Raw genomic sequence first — 15,819 nt, 5'->3', positions numbered from 1 at the left:
ATACCGAAAACGGCTTATGGGGTCGTGGCCCAGAACGCCGGCGCAGTCGCGCACGCCGCCTGGATCAGCCGCACCGCCTCGTCGATATCCTGTTCAGTGGTAAAGCGGCCCAGGCTCAGGCGAATGGTTCGCCCGGCCGCGCGCGCATCGTGCCCCAGGGCCAGCAGCACGTGGGACGGGCTGTTCTGCGCCGAATTGCAGGCCGAGGTGGCGGAAAATGCAATCGATGCGCTCAACGCCGCCGGGTTGAACTCACCTTCGTTGAAGGTCAGGCTCAGCGTGTGGGGAATCCGGCGGCTCGCACTGCCGTTTATACGCACACCGGGCAAGGCCCGCAGCGGCTCAAGCAAACGATTGCGCAACCGGGCGATTTTAGCGAGTTCTTCCTCGAATGCCTCGGCCGCGAGTTCGAATGCGGCGCCCATGGCTGCGATCTGGTGGGTCGCCAGGGTCCCGGAGCGCAAACCACCTTCATGCCCACCGCCGTGAATCTGTGCCGACAGCCGTGGCCGGGCACGCTCGCCGACGTAGAGCGCACCGATGCCCTTGGGACCGTAGATCTTGTGCGCGGAAAAAGACATCAGGTCCACCGGCCAACGAGACAGGTCGATCTGCACCTTCCCGGCCCCCTGGGCTGCGTCCACATGAAACAGCGCACCGTGCGCGCGAACGATCTCGCTGATGGCGATGACGTCGTTGACGGTGCCCAACTCGTTGTTCACCAGCATCAGCGACACCAGGAACGTGTCTTCGCGCAACGCCTCGCGAACCGCTTGCGGGCTGATCAGGCCCTCGGCGTCCGGCGCCAGCCAGGTCACCGCGACGCCGCTCTCTTCAAGCTGGCGCGCCGTATCGAGAATCGCCTTGTGTTCGATCAGACTGGTGATGACATGGCCGGCGGAACCACCGCGCGCCTGGGCCACCCCCTTGAGGGCCAGATTATTGGACTCGGTAGCGCCGGACGTCCAGACGATCTGTTCGGGCTGAGCCCCGACCAGTTGCGCCACCTGCTGGCGGGCACGCTCTACCGAGCGCCGGGCCTCCTGGCCGAAGGCATGGGAACTGGAAGCCGGGTTGCCAAAGTTGCCGTCAAAGCCCAGACACTCGACCATGACCCGGATGACCCGCTCATCCACCGGCGTGGTGGCGGCGTAGTCGAAATACAAAGGACGTTTATTCATAGGAAACTCGCAGAGCCTGCTCCGGGATCAGGCGCCCTCGTTGGGTTCGAGACTAGCAATACCTGATCAAAGACCTTAAAGAAGTCGGACTTCGTTTAAAAGTGCGTAGGAACGCTCCTGAACAGCGAGCTTAGCAGGCATCGCGGCGAAGCTCAGCCCTCAACTGATGCTTTCGAGCAACAATGGATACAGCGAAGCGACCAACAGCAGCGCCATGCCCCAGTTGAACAGGCGCAACCAGCGACGATCACGCAACAGGTTGCGCAACAGGCTGCCGCACACCACCCACAGACTCACGCTTGGCAGGTTGATCAGGGCAAACACCGCCGCGATCACCAACACGTTAAAGAAATAACCCTGAAGTGGCGTGTACGTGCTGATGGCACCGATGGCCATGATCCAGGCCTTGGGATTGACCCATTGGAACGCCGCCGCGCCCCAGTAGCTGATCGGCGTATTGTCTCCCGGCTGGCTTTCCGAAACCGGACCGGAGTGGGCGATTTTCCACGCCAGGTACAACAGATACGCCGCGCCGATGTAGCGCAGCGCGGTATAAAGCAGTGGATAAGTCTGGAACACCGCGCCCAGGCCAAGGCCCACCGCCAGCACCAGGGAAAAGAAGCCGCAGGTAATACCCAGCATGTGAGGAATGGTGCGGTTGAAACCGAAATTGACACCCGAGGCCAACAACATGGTGTTGTTAGGGCCAGGCGTGATCGAGGTCACCAGGGCAAACAGGGCGAAGCCCAGCAGCAGGTCAAGCGAAAGGGTCATTTCAAGGCAGTCCATCAGGGCGGTCAGTCAAGTCACGACCCTACCCCACGCCTTGGCGCAAACCCACGGACAGTTGGGCAAAACTTTAAGCGGTACAGTCCCTCAACTTGACCGACCTGGCTGTTGCACGACCCGCTCGGCACTCATCTGGCCCTGATCGTCGAAACCCACGTTTTTCTGCGACGAACCGAGTAACTCGGCTTTTTTCGCGTGGTATTTCGAACGAGAGGCCGCGGCGATTCAGGGCCTCAAGCGCCAGTTCGCGGGTCTCGTCGGCGGTGTAGGGGCGCAGCTCCGGGGAAGAACTGGCGCAACCGCCCAGGAGGGTGGCGGTCAACAGCAGCAAAACAGCAAGGGTACGGTTCATGGCAAGTGTCCGGTGTTCTGGAGTTGGGCGATGAACAAAGGCTACCCGCCAGCCCTGCGCGGCAGAAATCAACCCTCTCGATAGTGGCTATTGCCTTTGCGGATCAGCCGCTGCACTCAGTCGACCAACTGGCAATGCAACGCGTTGTCCAGACTGCGCTCGATGTTGCGCAGCACTTGGAACGAGCCAAACGTCACGGCTTTGGCTCGATGAGCCTGGATCAGCCACCAGAAATCCCGCTCGCCCGTTTCGAAGCTTTGAAGCGCCGCCTCGCCTGCCTCGCGGGTTTGCCACTGCAAATAGTTGAGCACCCGCCGACCATCCTCGCTGGCCTGGATACTGGCACTCAGGAACCCCAGGTGGTCCCGAGCCAGGCGCTCGGTTTGTTCCGACAAGGCGGTTACCAGCGCCTGCTGCCATTGCGGTTCGATATCGAACTCCATCAACTGGGTGAAACTGCGGTTGTTCCTTGGTGATTGCATGAAAGGTCCCCTCTGCACGTAAGGCGGATCTTGCGACCCGAACGCGAGCAGGGTAAAACCTAAAGTTAACTTTAGGTCAAGCAGCGAATCGAAGCGATGACGCAGATCGATATCCACAAGGAACTCACCGTCGGCCAAGTGGCCGCCCGCAGCGGCGTGGCGGTCACGGCGCTGCACTTCTATGAATCCAAGGGGCTGATCAAAAGCACGCGCAACCAGGGCAACCAACGTCGCTACTCACGGGCAGTATTGCGCCGCGTGGCGCTGATCAAGGTTGCCCAGCGCCTGGGCATTCCTTTGGCGGAAATCGGCGAGGCGTTGAAAAGCCTGCCGGACAACCGTGCGCCAACGGCCGCCGACTGGCAGACCTTGTCGGCGCAGTGGAGCCGGGACCTGGACGAGCGCATCAACCAATTGGTGGCGCTGCGTGATCGACTCAACGGCTGCATCGGCTGCGGATGCCTGTCGATGGAGGCTTGCCCGCTGCGCAATCAGGGCGACGTGCTGGGCAAACACGGGCCAGGGGCTCACCTGCTGGAGCAGCCGTGAAGCGTTCGTCGGGACATGAGCCCGTCCACGGCGGCTGACCTATAGTGGATGGGCGCAAAACCGACGAAGACTCTCTTCGCCTCCCATAACAACAAGGAGAACCGTCATGGGTGTCAAAGCCATTCCCGAAGGTTTCCATAACATCACGCCCTACCTGGGCATTCAAAAAGCTGCCGAAGCCATCGACTTCTACAAAAAAGCCTTCAATGCCACCGAGGTCATGCGCTTGGCCATGCCCGACGGAGGCATCGGGCACGCCGAACTGCGGATCAACGGGTTTGCGATCATGCTCGGCACGCCTTGCGACCAAGGCCCACTGAGCAACCCGGACAAATCGCCATCGGTCGGCTTGCATTTATATGTCGAGGACGTGGACAGCGCATTTGCTCAGGCCATTGCGGCTGGTGGCACAGTGATTTCAGAGGTCAAGGACCAGTTTTACGGCGATCGTACCGGCACCTTGAAAGATCCCTATGGGCATCTGTGGTTCCTGGCGACGCACAAGGAAGATCTGAGCCAGGAACAGATCGAGCAACGGGCCAGGGAGATGTTCCAACAGCAAGGCTGATTGCCCAGAAGCTCCCTGCCCTTGTGGCCAGGGAGCCGAGCTCCCTGGCCACAAAAAGCACTGAAACTAAACGCGAAACATTTTCTTTCATCTTCCTTTTCGGGATTTCGCTCGCTCGTTCGTCTTAATTAGATGCAGTAGGCCGCGTCGGCAAAAGCCACGGCCTGCCTTTTACGGTTCACGGTACTGCGAAGCCCGTAATACCGAACCTTTCATCGAATCAAGACGTTCAATCATGTCGAAGAAGTCCCGCTCCAAACTCTGGTTCCTGGTTCATAGCTGGCTGGCCCTGCCCATCTGGTTTTTCGTGCTCATCGTTTGCGTGACCGGCACTCTCGCGGTGGTCAGCCAGGAGATCGTCTGGCTGGTCAACCCTGACATGCGTGCCAGCAAGCCCTCGGACGATGCCCCGCTGCTCAGCTATGACCAGGTGATTGCCTCGATCAAGCAAGCCCAACCGCAAACTCAGGTGCAAAGCATCGCGCGTCCGGACGAGTCGCATTTTGCGCTGGAGGCCAAGGTGACCTATCCCGATGGGCGCCCCGACACGGTCTACGTCAATCCGTACAGCGGCGTCATCCAGGGCTCGGCACCGGCGTTCAATTTCAGGGGCTTCACCCGCGCGCTGCACGGATGGTGGTTGGTGCCGTTCACCAACGGCTACAGCTGGGGTTGGTACCTGGTGTCGCTCCTCGGGCTACCGTTGCTGGCGTCCCTGGTGACCGGGCTGGTGGTCTACAAGCGCTTCTGGAAAGGCTTTTTCCGTCCAACCTTGCGTATCCGCCACGGTGCCCGCATTTTCTGGGGCGACTTCCACCGGCTCAGCGGTATCTGGTCGATCTGGTTCATCGCGGTCATCTCCGTCACCGGCACCTGGTTCCTGATCGAAGCCTTGCTGTCCGACAACCAGGTTTCCATCTCCAGCGCCCCGGTCATCCCGGTCGTCGCCCGGGAAAGCGTGCCGCTGTCCGTCGATGGCGTTGCGCCGCCGCAACTGAACCTGGACCGGGCCATCGAGATCGCCCGGCAGCGCATCCCAGGCTTGGAAGCGAGCTTTGTCAGCCTGCCCGGCAACGCCTACAGCCATCTGGAAGTCGGCGGCCGTGGTTGGTACCCGCTGATGTACCAGACCGCCACCATCAATCCCTACAACGGTGACGTGGCGGCCTCGCGGTTGCTGTCGGACCGCACGACGCTGGAGTTCGTCACCGAGTCCATGCGCCCACTGCACACCGGGGATTTTGGCGGCCTCTGGATCAAACTCATCTGGTTCTTCTTCGGCTTGATCCTGAGCATGATGGTCCTCAGCGGGTTGCTGATCTGGACCAAACGCACCGCCCTGGCCACTGCCAATGCGTTCAAGCGCAGCCAAAAACCTGCACGTGAAGCCCGGGCTGCCCGGGCATTGCAGCCGTCCATGCAACGTGAATCGCCGGAGGGCAACCTGTGAACCCGTCCAACACAGCCTCGCCACCGTCACGCCTGAGTCTGTTCTGGCACAAATGGCGCTTTCACCTCAACGTGTTGTTGCTGCTGATTCCCCTGGGCTTCATGCCCAAGTATTTCTCGGAGGCGTCGTTGTTTCGCGGCGACGCCGGGCTCGGCGAGCGGGAAGTCGGTGAAGTCCAGGTCGGTCCCTGGAGCCTGCGCCTGGCCGAATTTCGCAACGAAGCCCCCCGCGTCCAAGGGCCTGCCGGGCCGATGAAACACTTCAACGCCGCCCTGTGCCAAAGCTGTATCGACCAAGTCAAGGCCACCTACCTGCGTATCGGCAAGCCCCGCAGCCTGCGGGCCGCCGGGGTGATTTTCTTTGGCTCGCCCTATCGCATGGGCGCCTTGTTGCCGGTTCCACCAAAGACCCAGCCCGATGCCGAACTGTGGATAACCCTCGAAGGTTGGGACGGTTCGATGCATCAGGCCTCCATTCCCCTGAGCCAGGCCTCCCCGGCCACCGTCGCCTGGCTGAAGAACCAAGGAGCCAAACCATGACCCTCCGCGCTTTATCCAAGGGCTTGGCGCTGCTGTTCTGCGCAGGTGCAAGCACCAGTGCCCTGGCCCACAACCCGATGTGCGAATGCAAGGCCATCGACGCCGAGCAGATCCAATGCACCGGAGGTTTTTCCGACGGCAGCGGTGCACCCGGAGTGACCCTGGACGTGATCGGTTATGACGAAACCATCCTCGTCCCGGGCAAGCTCGGCGCCGACTCGAAGCTGACCTTCAAGAAACCGAACGCCGAATTCTACGTGCTCTTCGACGCCGGCCCCGGCCACGTGGTGGAAATCGACCAAGCCGACATCGAGGCCCCATGAGCAACGCCACGACTCAAGTCATCCGCCCCGCGGGTGCGGGCCATGAAACCCTGTATGTGTTGCTGCTGTGCCTGGTCATCGTGGTGGTCGCCGGGTCTGTGGTGGCCTGGCATGGCAAAGCCGAAGACACCACGCACCTGGCCTCGAACCAGCTCGACGCCCGCCGCGACCTCAGCGCCGCCGAGCAGGGCATCTACGCCGACCTGCGGGTGACCCTGGATGAAATTCGCTTGCTGCGCGAAGACCAACCCACCCTGCCCAGTCCGCCAACCCTGGCCGAAGAAGGCTTCGCGCCATTCGCCCAGGACGCCAGTTCCGTCAGCCGGGGCGGCCACGCCTGGCAACAACTGCAGAACCGGGCTTACTTCGGCGCCAGTGCCAATCCGTCGGTGGCCGGCTCGTTTCTGATGCGTATCGGCGAAGCGTCCGACGCCGCCCCGGACATCTGGCTCAACCGCGGAACCGGCCTAGCGACGCCCACCGCGCTGGACGATGCGACGCTGTCCGCCACCGGCTGGCAACAGATCGTCGCGCAATTCGATGCCGGCGTAACCCGCCAGCACCGGCACTGACCCCACGCCTTCATTCGAGAGAAGACCGTTTGCCCATGCCTATTGCATCCCAACGCCGCCCCTTGCTGCGCCTGCTGCTGATCGGCCTGCTGGCCTGCCTGTTCACCTCGCCGGTGAGCGCCGAAACAGCCAAGCGCCTGCGCATCGGCATCACCCTGCACCCTTATTACAGCTATGTGACCAACATCGTCGGCGACAAGGCCGAGGTCGTGCCGCTGATCCCGGCCGGTTTCAACCCCCATGCCTATGAACCACGGGCCGAGGACATCAAGCGCATCAGCGGCCTCGACGTGATCGTGCTCAACGGCGTGGGTCACGATGACTTCGCCGACCGCATGATCGCCGCCAGCGAAACCCCGAACGTGAAAGTAATCGAGGCCAATGAAAACGTGCCCCTGCTGGCTGCCACCGGCACGGCGGCTCGTGGCGCGGGGAAGGTCGTGAATCCACATACTTTCCTGTCCATCAGCGCCTCCATTGCCCAGGTCAATAACATCGCCCGAGAGCTGGGCAAGCTCGACCCGGACAACGCCAAGGCCTACACCCAGAACGCCCGCGCCTACGGCAAGCGCCTGCGGCAGATGCGCGCCGCCGCCCTGGCGAAGCTGACCCAGGCCCCCAACGCCGAGTTGCGGGTCGCCACGGTGCATGCCGCCTACGACTACCTGTTGCGCGAATTCGGCCTGGAAGTGACCGCCGTGGTCGAGCCGGCCCATGGCATCGAACCGAGCCCGAGCCAGTTGAAGAAAACCATCGACCAACTGCGCGAGCTGGACGTGAAGGTGATCTTCTCGGAGATGGATTTCCCGTCCACCTACGTCGACACCATCCAGCGTGAATCGGGCGTGAAGCTGTACCCGCTCTCACATATTTCCTACGGCGACTACAGCCCCGAGAAGTACGAAAAGGAAATGGCCGGCAACCTCGACACCGTGGTCCGGGCCATCCAGGAGTCTGGCGCATGACCGTCCAGGAAACCCTCACTCTGCGGCACGTCGGCCCCTTGATTGAGTTCGCCGACGTCAGCCTGAACCTGGGCCGCACCACCATTCTCGACCGCGTGGCGTTTCAGGTGGAGCCCGGCAGCATCCATGCCTTGGTGGGCCCCAATGGCGGCGGCAAGAGTTCGCTGATCAAGACCTTGCTCGGGCAGATGCCGCACCAGGGACGCTTGAGCCTGCAATGGCCAGGCGAGCCCGGGGTGATCGGCTACGTGCCCCAGGCGCTGGAGTTCGACCGGGGCCTGCCCATGACGGTGGACGACTTCATGGCGGCGATGTGTCAGCGGCGACCGGCTTTTCTCGGCTTGAGCAAACACTACGCCGGCGCCATCGGCCAGGCCCTGGAACGAGTCGGCATGCAGGACAAGCGCAAGCGGCGCATGGGCGCGCTGTCCGGTGGTGAGCGCCAGCGAGTGTTGCTGGCCCAGGGGCTGATTCCCTCGCCGCAACTGCTGGTGCTGGATGAACCGATGTCGGCCCTGGATGAGGCCGGTATCCAGGTATTCGAGCAATTGCTGCAGGACTGGCGCCAAGCCGGAATCACCGTGCTGTGGATCGAACATGACCTGGAAGCCGTCGGGCGCCTGGCCGACCGTGTCACCGGCCTGAACCGCCGGGTGCTGTTCGACGGTCCGCCCCGCCAGACCCTGACGCCAGAACGCCTGCTGACGCTGTTTTCCACCCATCCGCGCACGAACGGGAGCGCTGCCTGATGAGTTATGAAGCCTTTCGTCTGATGGTTCAGGGCTGGGCCTCGTCCGGTTACCTGCCTGAGGCGCTGGCCTACGGGTTCGTGGTCAATGCGTTGCTGGCCGGGTTGTTGATCGGCCCGGTGCTGGGCGGTCTCGGCACGCTGGTAGTGGTCAAGCGCTTCGCGTTTTTCTCCGAGGCGGTGGGCCATGCGGCGCTGACCGGCGTGGCCATCGGCATCCTGCTCGGCGAACCCTACACCGGCCCTTACGGCAGCCTGTTCGGCTACTGCCTGTTGTTCGGCATCCTGCTCAATTACCTGCGCAACCGCACCGGCTTGGCGCCGGACACGCTGATCGGCGTATTCCTGTCAGTGTCCCTGGCCTTGGGCGCCAGCCTGCTGTTGATCCTGGCGGGCAAGATCAATGTGCACATCCTGGAAAACGTACTGTTCGGCTCGGTGCTGACGGTCAATGGCAATGACCTGCTGGTGCTGGCGGTGGTCGGCTCGCTGGTGATGGCCCTGGCCTTGCCGCTGTACAACCGCATCATGCTCGCCAGCTTCAACCCGCAACTGGCGGCAGTGCGCGGGGTGGCGGTCAAGACACTGGACTACCTGTTCGTGATCCTGGTGACGCTGATCACCGTGGCAGCAGTGAAAGTCATCGGCGCCATTCTGGTGGGCGCGTTGCTGGTGATCCCGGCTGCGGCGGCTCGCCTGCTCAGCCAATCATTGAAAGGCTTTTTCTGGTGTTCAGTGCTGATCGCCACCGCCAGCACCTTGTGCGGGATCCTCGCGCCAATTGTGTTCGACCTGCCGATCCCATCCGGTGCCGCGATCATCCTGGTGGCCGGCATCGCCTTCGCCCTGAGCGCCATCGCCCGCGGTGTCGTCCCCAGCCTCAAAGGGAATCTTGGATAAATGGTTTTTTCATTGCGACAACTGAGCCTGGCCGTCGCGTTATGCGGCGTGGCCATCACCTCGTCATTCGCCGGCGAAAAGGTTCGTCTGCTGGCTTCGTTGCCGGTCACCTACGGATTGGGCGAGGCCTTGCTCAAGGGCACCGAGGTCAGCCTGGAGCGGGCCGCGCCCGCCAATCTGCCCGGCACCCGGCAGAGCGCCTACTTCAGCGGCCGTGGCGCGCCGGCCTTGAGCAAACTGGCCAGCGCTGCTGACGGGGTCATCGGCCTGCGCTCGCTGTGGCCGGACGATCCGCTGTACCCCATGGCGCGACGCAGCAATATTCGCATCGTCGAAGTCGATGCCGCGCGCCCGGTGGACGGTGCCCTGCCCGGTATCGCCGTGCAACCGGGCATGGCCGACGGCCTGGCGAGCCAACCGTGGATGGCCAGTCATAACCTGGGGCGCATGGCCGACGTGATCGCCGCCGACCTGGTGCGCCTGGCCCCGGCGGACAAAGCGAAGATCGACGCCAACCTGACGGCCCTCAAGCAGCGCCTGCTCAAACTCAGCGCCGATAGCGAAAAACGCCTCGCCAGCGCCGACAACCTGAGCGTGGTCAGCCTGAGCGAGCATTTCGGCTACCTGATCAGCGGGCTCAACCTGGACGCCATCAGCACCGATACCCGGCCCGACGCCGACTGGACAGCCGAAGCCCTCAAGCAATTGACCGCGACCTTGAAAGACAACGACGTGGCGCTGGTGCTGCACCATCGCCAGCCTTCGGAGGCGCTGAAAGCCGCCATCACCGAGGGTGGCAGCCAGTTGTTGGTGCTCAGCACCGATGGGACCGATCCGGTGACGGAGCTGGAAAGCAATGTGGGGCTGGTCGTTACCGCGCTGACGGAAGGCTGACGGCCATCCCCAGTGGGAGCGAGCTTGCTCGCGAAGAGGCCATTAAGGCAATCGATACACCCGTGGCGAGGGAGCTTGCTCCCGCTGGGCCGCGAAGCGGCCCCAAAACCTGCCGAATGCGGAGCATCAGACACACTGCATCCGCCGGTCTACGACCGCTTCGCGGCCGAGCGGGAGCAAGCTCCCTCGCCACAGGGGATTGGTGGTGGACGCAGAATTCGTGAACACCTGGGATCAAAACTGTGGGGGCCTGCTCGCGATGAGGCCAGCACATTCAGCATTGATATCGGCTGACACACCGCCATCGCGAGCAGGCTCGCTCCCACAGGGTTCAACTCAGCTCAGAGCTTGCCCTGGCACCCGCACAAACCCTTCCATCAACACCCGCGCGCTGCGGCTCATGATGGCTTTTTTTACGGTCCATTCGCCGTTGACCTGGCTGGCCTCGGCGCCGACGCGAAGAGTGCCGGACGGGTGCCCAAAACGCACCGCGTTGCGCTCGACGCCGCCGGCCGCGAGGTTGACCACGGTGCCGGAAATCGCCGCAGCCGTGCCGATGGCAACCGCCGCCGTGCCCATCATGGCGTGGTGCAGCTTGCCCATGGACAGCGCCCGCACCAATAGGTCAACGTCCCCGGCCGCGACGGCTTTTCCGCTGGATGAAACGTAGTCCGCCGGCGGCGCGACGAACGCCACTTTCGGTGTGTGCTGGCGCTGGGCGGCTTCGTCCAGGTGCTTGATCAAGCCCATGCGCAGAGCGCCGTGAGCGCGAATGGTTTCGAACATGGCCAATGCCTTGGGATCGCCGTTGATGGCGCCCTGCAACTCGGTGCCGATGTAGCCGACGTCCCGGGCATTGATGAAAATCGTCGGGATCCCCGCGTTGATCAGCGTCGCCTTGAAGGTGCCAACACCGGGCACTTCCAAGTCGTCCACCAGATTGCCAGTGGGAAACATCGAGCCACCGCCGCCCTCTTCCTCGGCCGCCGGGTCCATGAATTCCAGTTGCACTTCGGCCGCTGGAAAGGTCACGCCGTCAAGCTCGAAGTCCCCGGTTTCCTGCACCGCGCCGTCCGTGATCGGCACATGGGCGATGATGGTCTTGCCGATGTTGGCCTGCCAGATCCGTACCACGGCCACGCCGTTCTGTGGGATGCGACCAGCGTCCACCAAACCACTGCTGATAGCGAATGAACCGACCGCTGCCGACAGATTGCCGCAATTGCCGCTCCAGTCCACGAACGGTTTGTCGATGGACACCTGGCCGAACAGGTAATCGACATCGTGGTCGGCTCGGGTGCTCTTGGACAGGATCACAGTCTTGCTGGTGCTGGACGTCGCGCCGCCCATGCCGTCGATCTGCTTCTCGTACGGGTCGGGGCTGCCGATTACCCGCAGCAACAGGGCATCCCGGGCGGTGCCTGGGACACGGGCCGCTTCGGGCAGGTCTTGCAGGCTGAAGAACACGCCTTTGCTGGTGCCGCCACGCATATAGGTAGCGGGAATTCTGATTTGCGGTGCGTGAGCCATGATGCTCCTCAAGCGGACACTCCGGGTGTCCGCGGCTGTGATTTAGACGGCAACCGCCGATTCAAGGAAGTCTTGGGCAAAGCGTTGCAGCACGCCCCCGGCTTCATAGATCGACACTTCTTCAGCGGTATCGAGGCGGCAGGTCACCGGCACTTCGACGCGCTCGCCGTTCTTGCGCGTGATGACCAACGTCAGCGTCGCCCGCGGGGTGCGCTCGCCGATCACGTCATAGATTTCGCTGCCGTCGATGCCCAGGGTCTTGCGATCGGTACCGGGCTTGAACTCCAGCGGCAACACGCCCATGCCCACCAGGTTGGTGCGGTGGATGCGCTCGAAACCCTCGGCGGCGATCGCCTCGACACCGGCCAGGCGCACGCCCTTGGCCGCCCAGTCCCGGGACGAGCCCTGGCCGTAGTCGGCGCCGGCAATGATGATCAGCGGCTGCTTGCGCTCCATGTAGGTCTCGATGGCTTCCCACATGCGCATCACCTTGCCTTCCGGCTCGACCCGGGCCAGGGAGCCCTGCTTGACCTTGCCGTTTTCCTGGACCATTTCGTTGAACAGTTTCGGGTTGGCGAAGGTGGCGCGTTGCGCGGTCAGGTGGTCGCCGCGGTGGGTCGCGTAGGAGTTGAAGTCCTCTTCCGGCAGGCCCATTTTCGCCAGGTACTCACCAGCGGCGCTGTCCAGCATGATGGCGTTGGAGGGCGACAGGTGATCGGTGGTGATGTTGTCCGGCAGCACCGCCAGCGGGCGCATGCCCTTGAGCGGTCGTGCACCGGCCAGCGCGCCTTCCCAATACGGCGGACGACGGATGTAGGTGCTTTGTGGGCGCCAGTCGTACAGCGGCGTCACTTTCGGCCCGGTGTCTTCCTGGATGGCGAACATCGGGATGTACACCTGGCGGAACTGCTCCGGTTTCACCGAGGCCTTGACCACCGCATCGATTTCTTCGTCGCTCGGCCAGATGTCCTTGAGGCGGATTTCCCGTCCGTCCACCACGCCCAATACATCCTTCTCGATGTCGAAGCGGATGGTCCCGGCGATGGCATAAGCGACCACCAGCGGTGGCGAGGCGAGGAATGCCTGCTTGGCGTACGGATGGATACGTCCGTCGAAGTTGCGGTTGCCCGACAACACGGCGGTGGCGTACAGGTCGCGGTCGATGATTTCCTGTTGGATCACCGGGTCCAGCGCGCCGGACATGCCGTTGCAGGTGGTGCAGGCGAACGCCACCACGCCGAAGCCCAGTTGCTCCAGCTCTTTGGTCAGGCCCGCTTCATCCAGGTACAGCGCCACGGTTTTCGAGCCCGGGGCCAGGGACGACTTGACCCATGGCTTGCGGGTCAGCCCGAGTTTGTTGGCGTTGCGCGCCAAGAGGCCGGCGGCGATCACGTTGCGCGGGTTGCTGGTGTTGGTGCAGCTGGTGATGGCGGCGATGATCACCGCGCCGTCGGGCATTTGCCCCGGCACATCGTCCCACTGCCCGGAAATGCCTTTGGCGGCCAGGTCCGACACCGCGACACGGGCGTGGGGGTTGCTCGGGCCGGCCATGTTGCGCACCACCGACGACAGGTCGAAGGTCAGGCCACGCTCGTATTGCGCGCCCTTGAGCTTGTCGGCCCACAGGCCTGCCTGCTTGGCGTAGGTCTCGACCAGTCGCACCTGGTCGTCTTCACGGCCAGTGAGCTTCAGGTAATCGATGGTTTGTTGGTCGATGTAGAACATCGCCGCCGTCGCACCGTATTCCGGGGCCATGTTGGAAATGGTCGCGCGGTCGCCCAAGGTCAGGGCACTGGCGCCCTCGCCGAAAAACTCCAGCCAGGCACCGACGACTTTTTGCTTGCGCAGGAATTCGGTCAGCGCCAGCACCATGTCGGTGGCGGTGATGCCCGGTTGCAGCTTGCCAGTCAGCTCGACGCCGATGATTTCCGGCAGGCGCATCCACGAGGCGCGCCCGAGCATGACGCTTTCGGCTTCCAGGCCACCGACGCCGATGGCGATCACGCCCAGGGCATCGACGTGGGGGGTGTGGCTGTCGGTGCCGACGCAGGTATCGGGGAATGCCACGCCATCACGTTGCTGGATCACCGGGGACATTTTTTCCAGGTTGATCTGGTGCATGATCCCGTTGCCCGGCGGAATCACGTCGACGTTCTTGAAGGCCTTCTTGGTCCAGTTGATGAAGTGGAAGCGGTCTTCGTTGCGCCTGTCTTCGATGGCGCGGTTCTTGGCGAAGGCTTGCGGGTCGGAACCACCGCTTTCCACCGCCAGGGAGTGGTCGACGATCAGTTGGGTCGGTACCACCGGGTTGACCTGCGCCGGGTCACCGCCCTGCAAGGCGATGGCGTCGCGCAGGCCGGCCAGGTCCACCAGCGCGGTCTGGCCGAGGATGTCGTGGCACACCACGCGCGCCGGGAACCACGGGAAGTCCAGGTCGCGCTTGCGCTCGATCAGTTGCAGCAGCGACTCGCGCAGCGTGGCCGGGTCGCAGCGACGCACCAGGTTCTCCGCCAGCACGCGGGAGGTGTACGGCAGGCCGTCGTAGGCGCCGGGGCGGATGGCATCCACCGCCTCGCGAACGTCGAAATAATCCAGCGAAGTGCCGGGCAGCGGTTTGCGAAATTCTGTGTTCATCGTCAGGACTCGGTCACGGTGGTTTCAGAAAGGCGCTTGCCACGACCATGATCGCTCCCACGCTCTGCGTGGAAACGCATCCAGTGACGCTCTGCGTCACAGGGACGCGGAGCGTCCCGGGCGACATTCCCACGCAGAGCGTGGGAACGATCATGGTAATAGCGCGGCCCCTCCAGCTCAGCGTTGTTCGATTGGCACGAACTTGCGCTGTTCGACGCCGGTGTATTCGGCGCTCGGTCGGATGATGCGGTTGTTGGCGCGTTGTTCGAACACGTGGGCGGCCCAGCCGGTCAGGCGCGAGCAGACGAAGATCGGCGTGAACAGCTTGGTCGGGATGCCCATGAAGTGGTACGCCGAGGCATGGTAGAAATCGGCGTTGGGGAACAGCTTCTTCTGCTCCCACATGGTCTTGTCGATGGCTTCGGACACCGGGAACAGCACCGTGTCGCCCACTTCATCGGCGAGTTTTTTCGACCAGCCCTTGATCACCTCGTTGCGCGGGTCGTTGTCCTTATAGATCGCGTGGCCGAAGCCCATGATCTTGTCCTTGCGCGCGAGCATGCCGAGGGTGCCTTCGATGGCCTCCTGCGGTGAGCTGAAGCGTTCGATCATTTCCATCGCCGCTTCGTTGGCACCACCATGCAACGGGCCGCGCAGCGAGCCGATGGCCGCGGTGATGCAGGAAAACAGGTCCGACAACGTAGAGGCGCAAACCCGGGCGGTGAAGGTCGAGGCGTTGAATTCGTGCTCGGCGTAGAGGATCAGCGACACGTTCATCACCTTGACGTGCAACTCGCTCGGCTTCTTGCCATGCAGCAGGTGCAGGAAGTGGCCGCCGATAGACACTTCGTCGGTCACGCATTCGATGCGCTGGCCTTGATGGCTGAAGCGATACCAGTAGCACATGATCGCCGGGAATGCGGCCAGCAGGCGATCGGTCTTGTCATGTTGCTGGGAAAAGTCCTGCTCGGGTTCCAGGTTGCCCAGGAACGAGCAGCCGGTGCGCATGACGTCCATCGGGTGGGCGTCGGCGGGAATGCGCTCCAACACCTCTTTCAGGGCTTGGGGCAAATCCCGCAACTGGCGCAGTTTACCGGTGTAGGCGTCCAGCTGTGCCTGGGTCGGCAGCTCGCCGTACAGCAGCAGGTAGGCCACTTCTTCAAATTGCGCATCTGCCGCCAGGTCGCGAACGTCGTAGCCGCGATAGGTCAGGCCGGCGCCCGACTGGCCTACGGTGGACAATGCGGTTTGCCCGGCCACCTGGCCACGGAGCCCGGCGCCACTGAGTACTTTTGCTTCGGCCATTTGCTGTCTCCATTTTCTTGAATTTGTAGGGGAGTCGC

General features: G+C 63.0%; 16 protein-coding genes and 1 pseudogene. 10 read left to right on the top strand and 7 right to left on the bottom strand.

What is annotated here, in order from left to right:
* Nucleotides 1-14: 14 nt before the first annotated feature.
* The 4 genes and pseudogenes from TK06_RS30300 to TK06_RS30290 form a co-directional block, all read right to left on the bottom strand.
* Nucleotides 15-1,181: a cysteine desulfurase family protein gene (locus tag TK06_RS30300; RefSeq protein ID WP_063325017.1), complete on the bottom strand. Its 1,167-nt coding sequence runs from the start codon at nt 1,179-1,181 to the stop codon at nt 15-17.
* Between the two features lie 159 nt (nt 1,182-1,340).
* Nucleotides 1,341-1,955 (bottom strand): LysE family translocator, encoded by a 615-nt coding sequence (locus TK06_RS30295; RefSeq protein ID WP_014337373.1) that lies wholly within the window; start codon nt 1,953-1,955, stop codon nt 1,341-1,343.
* Nucleotides 1,956-2,057: 102 nt separating this feature from the next.
* Nucleotides 2,058-2,322: pseudogene (locus tag TK06_RS31370) on the bottom strand (hypothetical protein).
* Between the two features lie 116 nt (nt 2,323-2,438).
* A complete protein-coding gene (locus TK06_RS30290) occupies nt 2,439-2,804 on the bottom strand; it encodes an antibiotic biosynthesis monooxygenase (protein ID WP_063325016.1) in 366 nt (121 codons plus the stop codon).
* A gap of 96 nt (nt 2,805-2,900) precedes the next feature.
* Here TK06_RS30290 and soxR point away from each other — a divergent pair, with 96 nt between their 5' ends.
* The 10 genes from soxR to TK06_RS30240 all read left to right on the top strand — a co-directional run bounded on the left by soxR (nt 2,901) and on the right by TK06_RS30240 (nt 10,312).
* On the top strand, nt 2,901-3,353 hold the full coding sequence (gene soxR / locus TK06_RS30285) for a redox-sensitive transcriptional activator SoxR (RefSeq protein WP_063325015.1): 453 nt from the start codon (nt 2,901-2,903) through the stop codon (nt 3,351-3,353).
* 106 nt (nt 3,354-3,459) lie between these two features.
* The gene (locus TK06_RS30280; RefSeq protein ID WP_063325014.1) at nt 3,460-3,921 is read left to right on the top strand and encodes a VOC family protein; all 462 of its coding nucleotides are present in this window, start codon (nt 3,460-3,462) and stop codon (nt 3,919-3,921) included.
* 235 nt (nt 3,922-4,156) lie between these two features.
* Nucleotides 4,157-5,371 carry a PepSY-associated TM helix domain-containing protein gene (locus tag TK06_RS30275; protein WP_063325013.1) on the top strand — a complete coding sequence of 405 codons (1,215 nt, stop codon included), beginning with the start codon at nt 4,157-4,159 and terminating at the stop codon, nt 5,369-5,371.
* Entirely contained in the window at nt 5,368-5,910 is a 543-nt protein-coding gene (locus TK06_RS30270; protein ID WP_063325012.1) for a hypothetical protein, read from the top strand. The genes TK06_RS30275 and TK06_RS30270 overlap by 4 nt, the downstream gene beginning before the upstream one ends.
* Entirely contained in the window at nt 5,907-6,233 is a 327-nt protein-coding gene (locus tag TK06_RS30265) for a hypothetical protein (protein ID WP_063325011.1), read from the top strand. The genes TK06_RS30270 and TK06_RS30265 overlap by 4 nt, the downstream gene beginning before the upstream one ends.
* Nucleotides 6,230-6,805, top strand: a complete 576-nt coding sequence (locus tag TK06_RS30260; RefSeq protein ID WP_063325010.1) for a DUF6162 family protein — start codon at nt 6,230-6,232, stop codon at nt 6,803-6,805. The genes TK06_RS30265 and TK06_RS30260 overlap by 4 nt, the downstream gene beginning before the upstream one ends.
* Nucleotides 6,806-6,840: 35 nt before the next feature.
* Nucleotides 6,841-7,770, top strand: a complete 930-nt coding sequence (locus tag TK06_RS30255; protein ID WP_063325009.1) for a metal ABC transporter solute-binding protein, Zn/Mn family — start codon at nt 6,841-6,843, stop codon at nt 7,768-7,770.
* Nucleotides 7,767-8,519: a metal ABC transporter ATP-binding protein gene (locus TK06_RS30250; protein WP_063325008.1), complete on the top strand. Its 753-nt coding sequence runs from the start codon at nt 7,767-7,769 to the stop codon at nt 8,517-8,519. Before TK06_RS30255 ends, TK06_RS30250 begins: the two co-directional genes overlap by 4 nt.
* Nucleotides 8,519-9,418 (top strand): metal ABC transporter permease, encoded by a 900-nt coding sequence (locus TK06_RS30245; protein ID WP_003204050.1) that lies wholly within the window; start codon nt 8,519-8,521, stop codon nt 9,416-9,418. Before TK06_RS30250 ends, TK06_RS30245 begins: the two co-directional genes overlap by 1 nt.
* The gene (locus tag TK06_RS30240) at nt 9,419-10,312 is read left to right on the top strand and encodes a metal ABC transporter solute-binding protein, Zn/Mn family (protein WP_063325007.1); all 894 of its coding nucleotides are present in this window, start codon (nt 9,419-9,421) and stop codon (nt 10,310-10,312) included.
* Nucleotides 10,313-10,648: 336 nt separating this feature from the next.
* Here TK06_RS30240 and prpF read toward each other — a convergent pair whose 3' ends face one another.
* From prpF to prpC, 3 genes are all read right to left on the bottom strand, one after another.
* On the bottom strand, nt 10,649-11,842 hold the full coding sequence (prpF, locus tag TK06_RS30235) for a 2-methylaconitate cis-trans isomerase PrpF (protein ID WP_063325006.1): 1,194 nt from the start codon (nt 11,840-11,842) through the stop codon (nt 10,649-10,651).
* A gap of 42 nt (nt 11,843-11,884) precedes the next feature.
* A complete protein-coding gene (gene acnD / locus TK06_RS30230; RefSeq protein ID WP_063325005.1) occupies nt 11,885-14,476 on the bottom strand; it encodes a Fe/S-dependent 2-methylisocitrate dehydratase AcnD in 2,592 nt (863 codons plus the stop codon).
* A gap of 177 nt (nt 14,477-14,653) precedes the next feature.
* Nucleotides 14,654-15,781 carry a bifunctional 2-methylcitrate synthase/citrate synthase gene (gene prpC, locus TK06_RS30225; protein ID WP_063325004.1) on the bottom strand — a complete coding sequence of 376 codons (1,128 nt, stop codon included), beginning with the start codon at nt 15,779-15,781 and terminating at the stop codon, nt 14,654-14,656.
* Nucleotides 15,782-15,819 lie beyond the last annotated feature (38 nt).

Origin of the sequence: Pseudomonas fluorescens, from assembly GCF_001623525.1 — a bacterium.
Classification (GTDB): Bacteria; Pseudomonadota; Gammaproteobacteria; order Pseudomonadales; family Pseudomonadaceae; genus Aquipseudomonas; species Aquipseudomonas fluorescens_Q.
The sequence above is the reverse complement of the archived record's forward strand: the minus strand, read 5'-3'. Positions and strand labels throughout refer to the sequence as shown.

Coding starts and splice junctions, on each gene's coding strand:
- TK06_RS30300 (WP_063325017.1), bottom strand. CDS start 1,181: ATGAATAAACGTCCTTTGTATTTCGACTACGCCGCCACCACGCCGGTG.
- TK06_RS30295 (WP_014337373.1), bottom strand. CDS start 1,955: ATGACCCTTTCGCTTGACCTGCTGCTGGGCTTCGCCCTGTTTGCCCTG.
- TK06_RS30290 (WP_063325016.1), bottom strand. CDS start 2,804: ATGCAATCACCAAGGAACAACCGCAGTTTCACCCAGTTGATGGAGTTC.
- soxR (WP_063325015.1), top strand. CDS start 2,901: ATGACGCAGATCGATATCCACAAGGAACTCACCGTCGGCCAAGTGGCC.
- TK06_RS30280 (WP_063325014.1), top strand. CDS start 3,460: ATGGGTGTCAAAGCCATTCCCGAAGGTTTCCATAACATCACGCCCTAC.
- TK06_RS30275 (WP_063325013.1), top strand. CDS start 4,157: ATGTCGAAGAAGTCCCGCTCCAAACTCTGGTTCCTGGTTCATAGCTGG.
- TK06_RS30265 (WP_063325011.1), top strand. CDS start 5,907: ATGACCCTCCGCGCTTTATCCAAGGGCTTGGCGCTGCTGTTCTGCGCA.
- TK06_RS30260 (WP_063325010.1), top strand. CDS start 6,230: ATGAGCAACGCCACGACTCAAGTCATCCGCCCCGCGGGTGCGGGCCAT.
- TK06_RS30255 (WP_063325009.1), top strand. CDS start 6,841: ATGCCTATTGCATCCCAACGCCGCCCCTTGCTGCGCCTGCTGCTGATC.
- TK06_RS30250 (WP_063325008.1), top strand. CDS start 7,767: ATGACCGTCCAGGAAACCCTCACTCTGCGGCACGTCGGCCCCTTGATT.
- TK06_RS30245 (WP_003204050.1), top strand. CDS start 8,519: ATGAGTTATGAAGCCTTTCGTCTGATGGTTCAGGGCTGGGCCTCGTCC.
- TK06_RS30240 (WP_063325007.1), top strand. CDS start 9,419: ATGGTTTTTTCATTGCGACAACTGAGCCTGGCCGTCGCGTTATGCGGC.
- prpF (WP_063325006.1), bottom strand. CDS start 11,842: ATGGCTCACGCACCGCAAATCAGAATTCCCGCTACCTATATGCGTGGC.
- acnD (WP_063325005.1), bottom strand. CDS start 14,476: ATGAACACAGAATTTCGCAAACCGCTGCCCGGCACTTCGCTGGATTAT.
- prpC (WP_063325004.1), bottom strand. CDS start 15,781: ATGGCCGAAGCAAAAGTACTCAGTGGCGCCGGGCTCCGTGGCCAGGTG.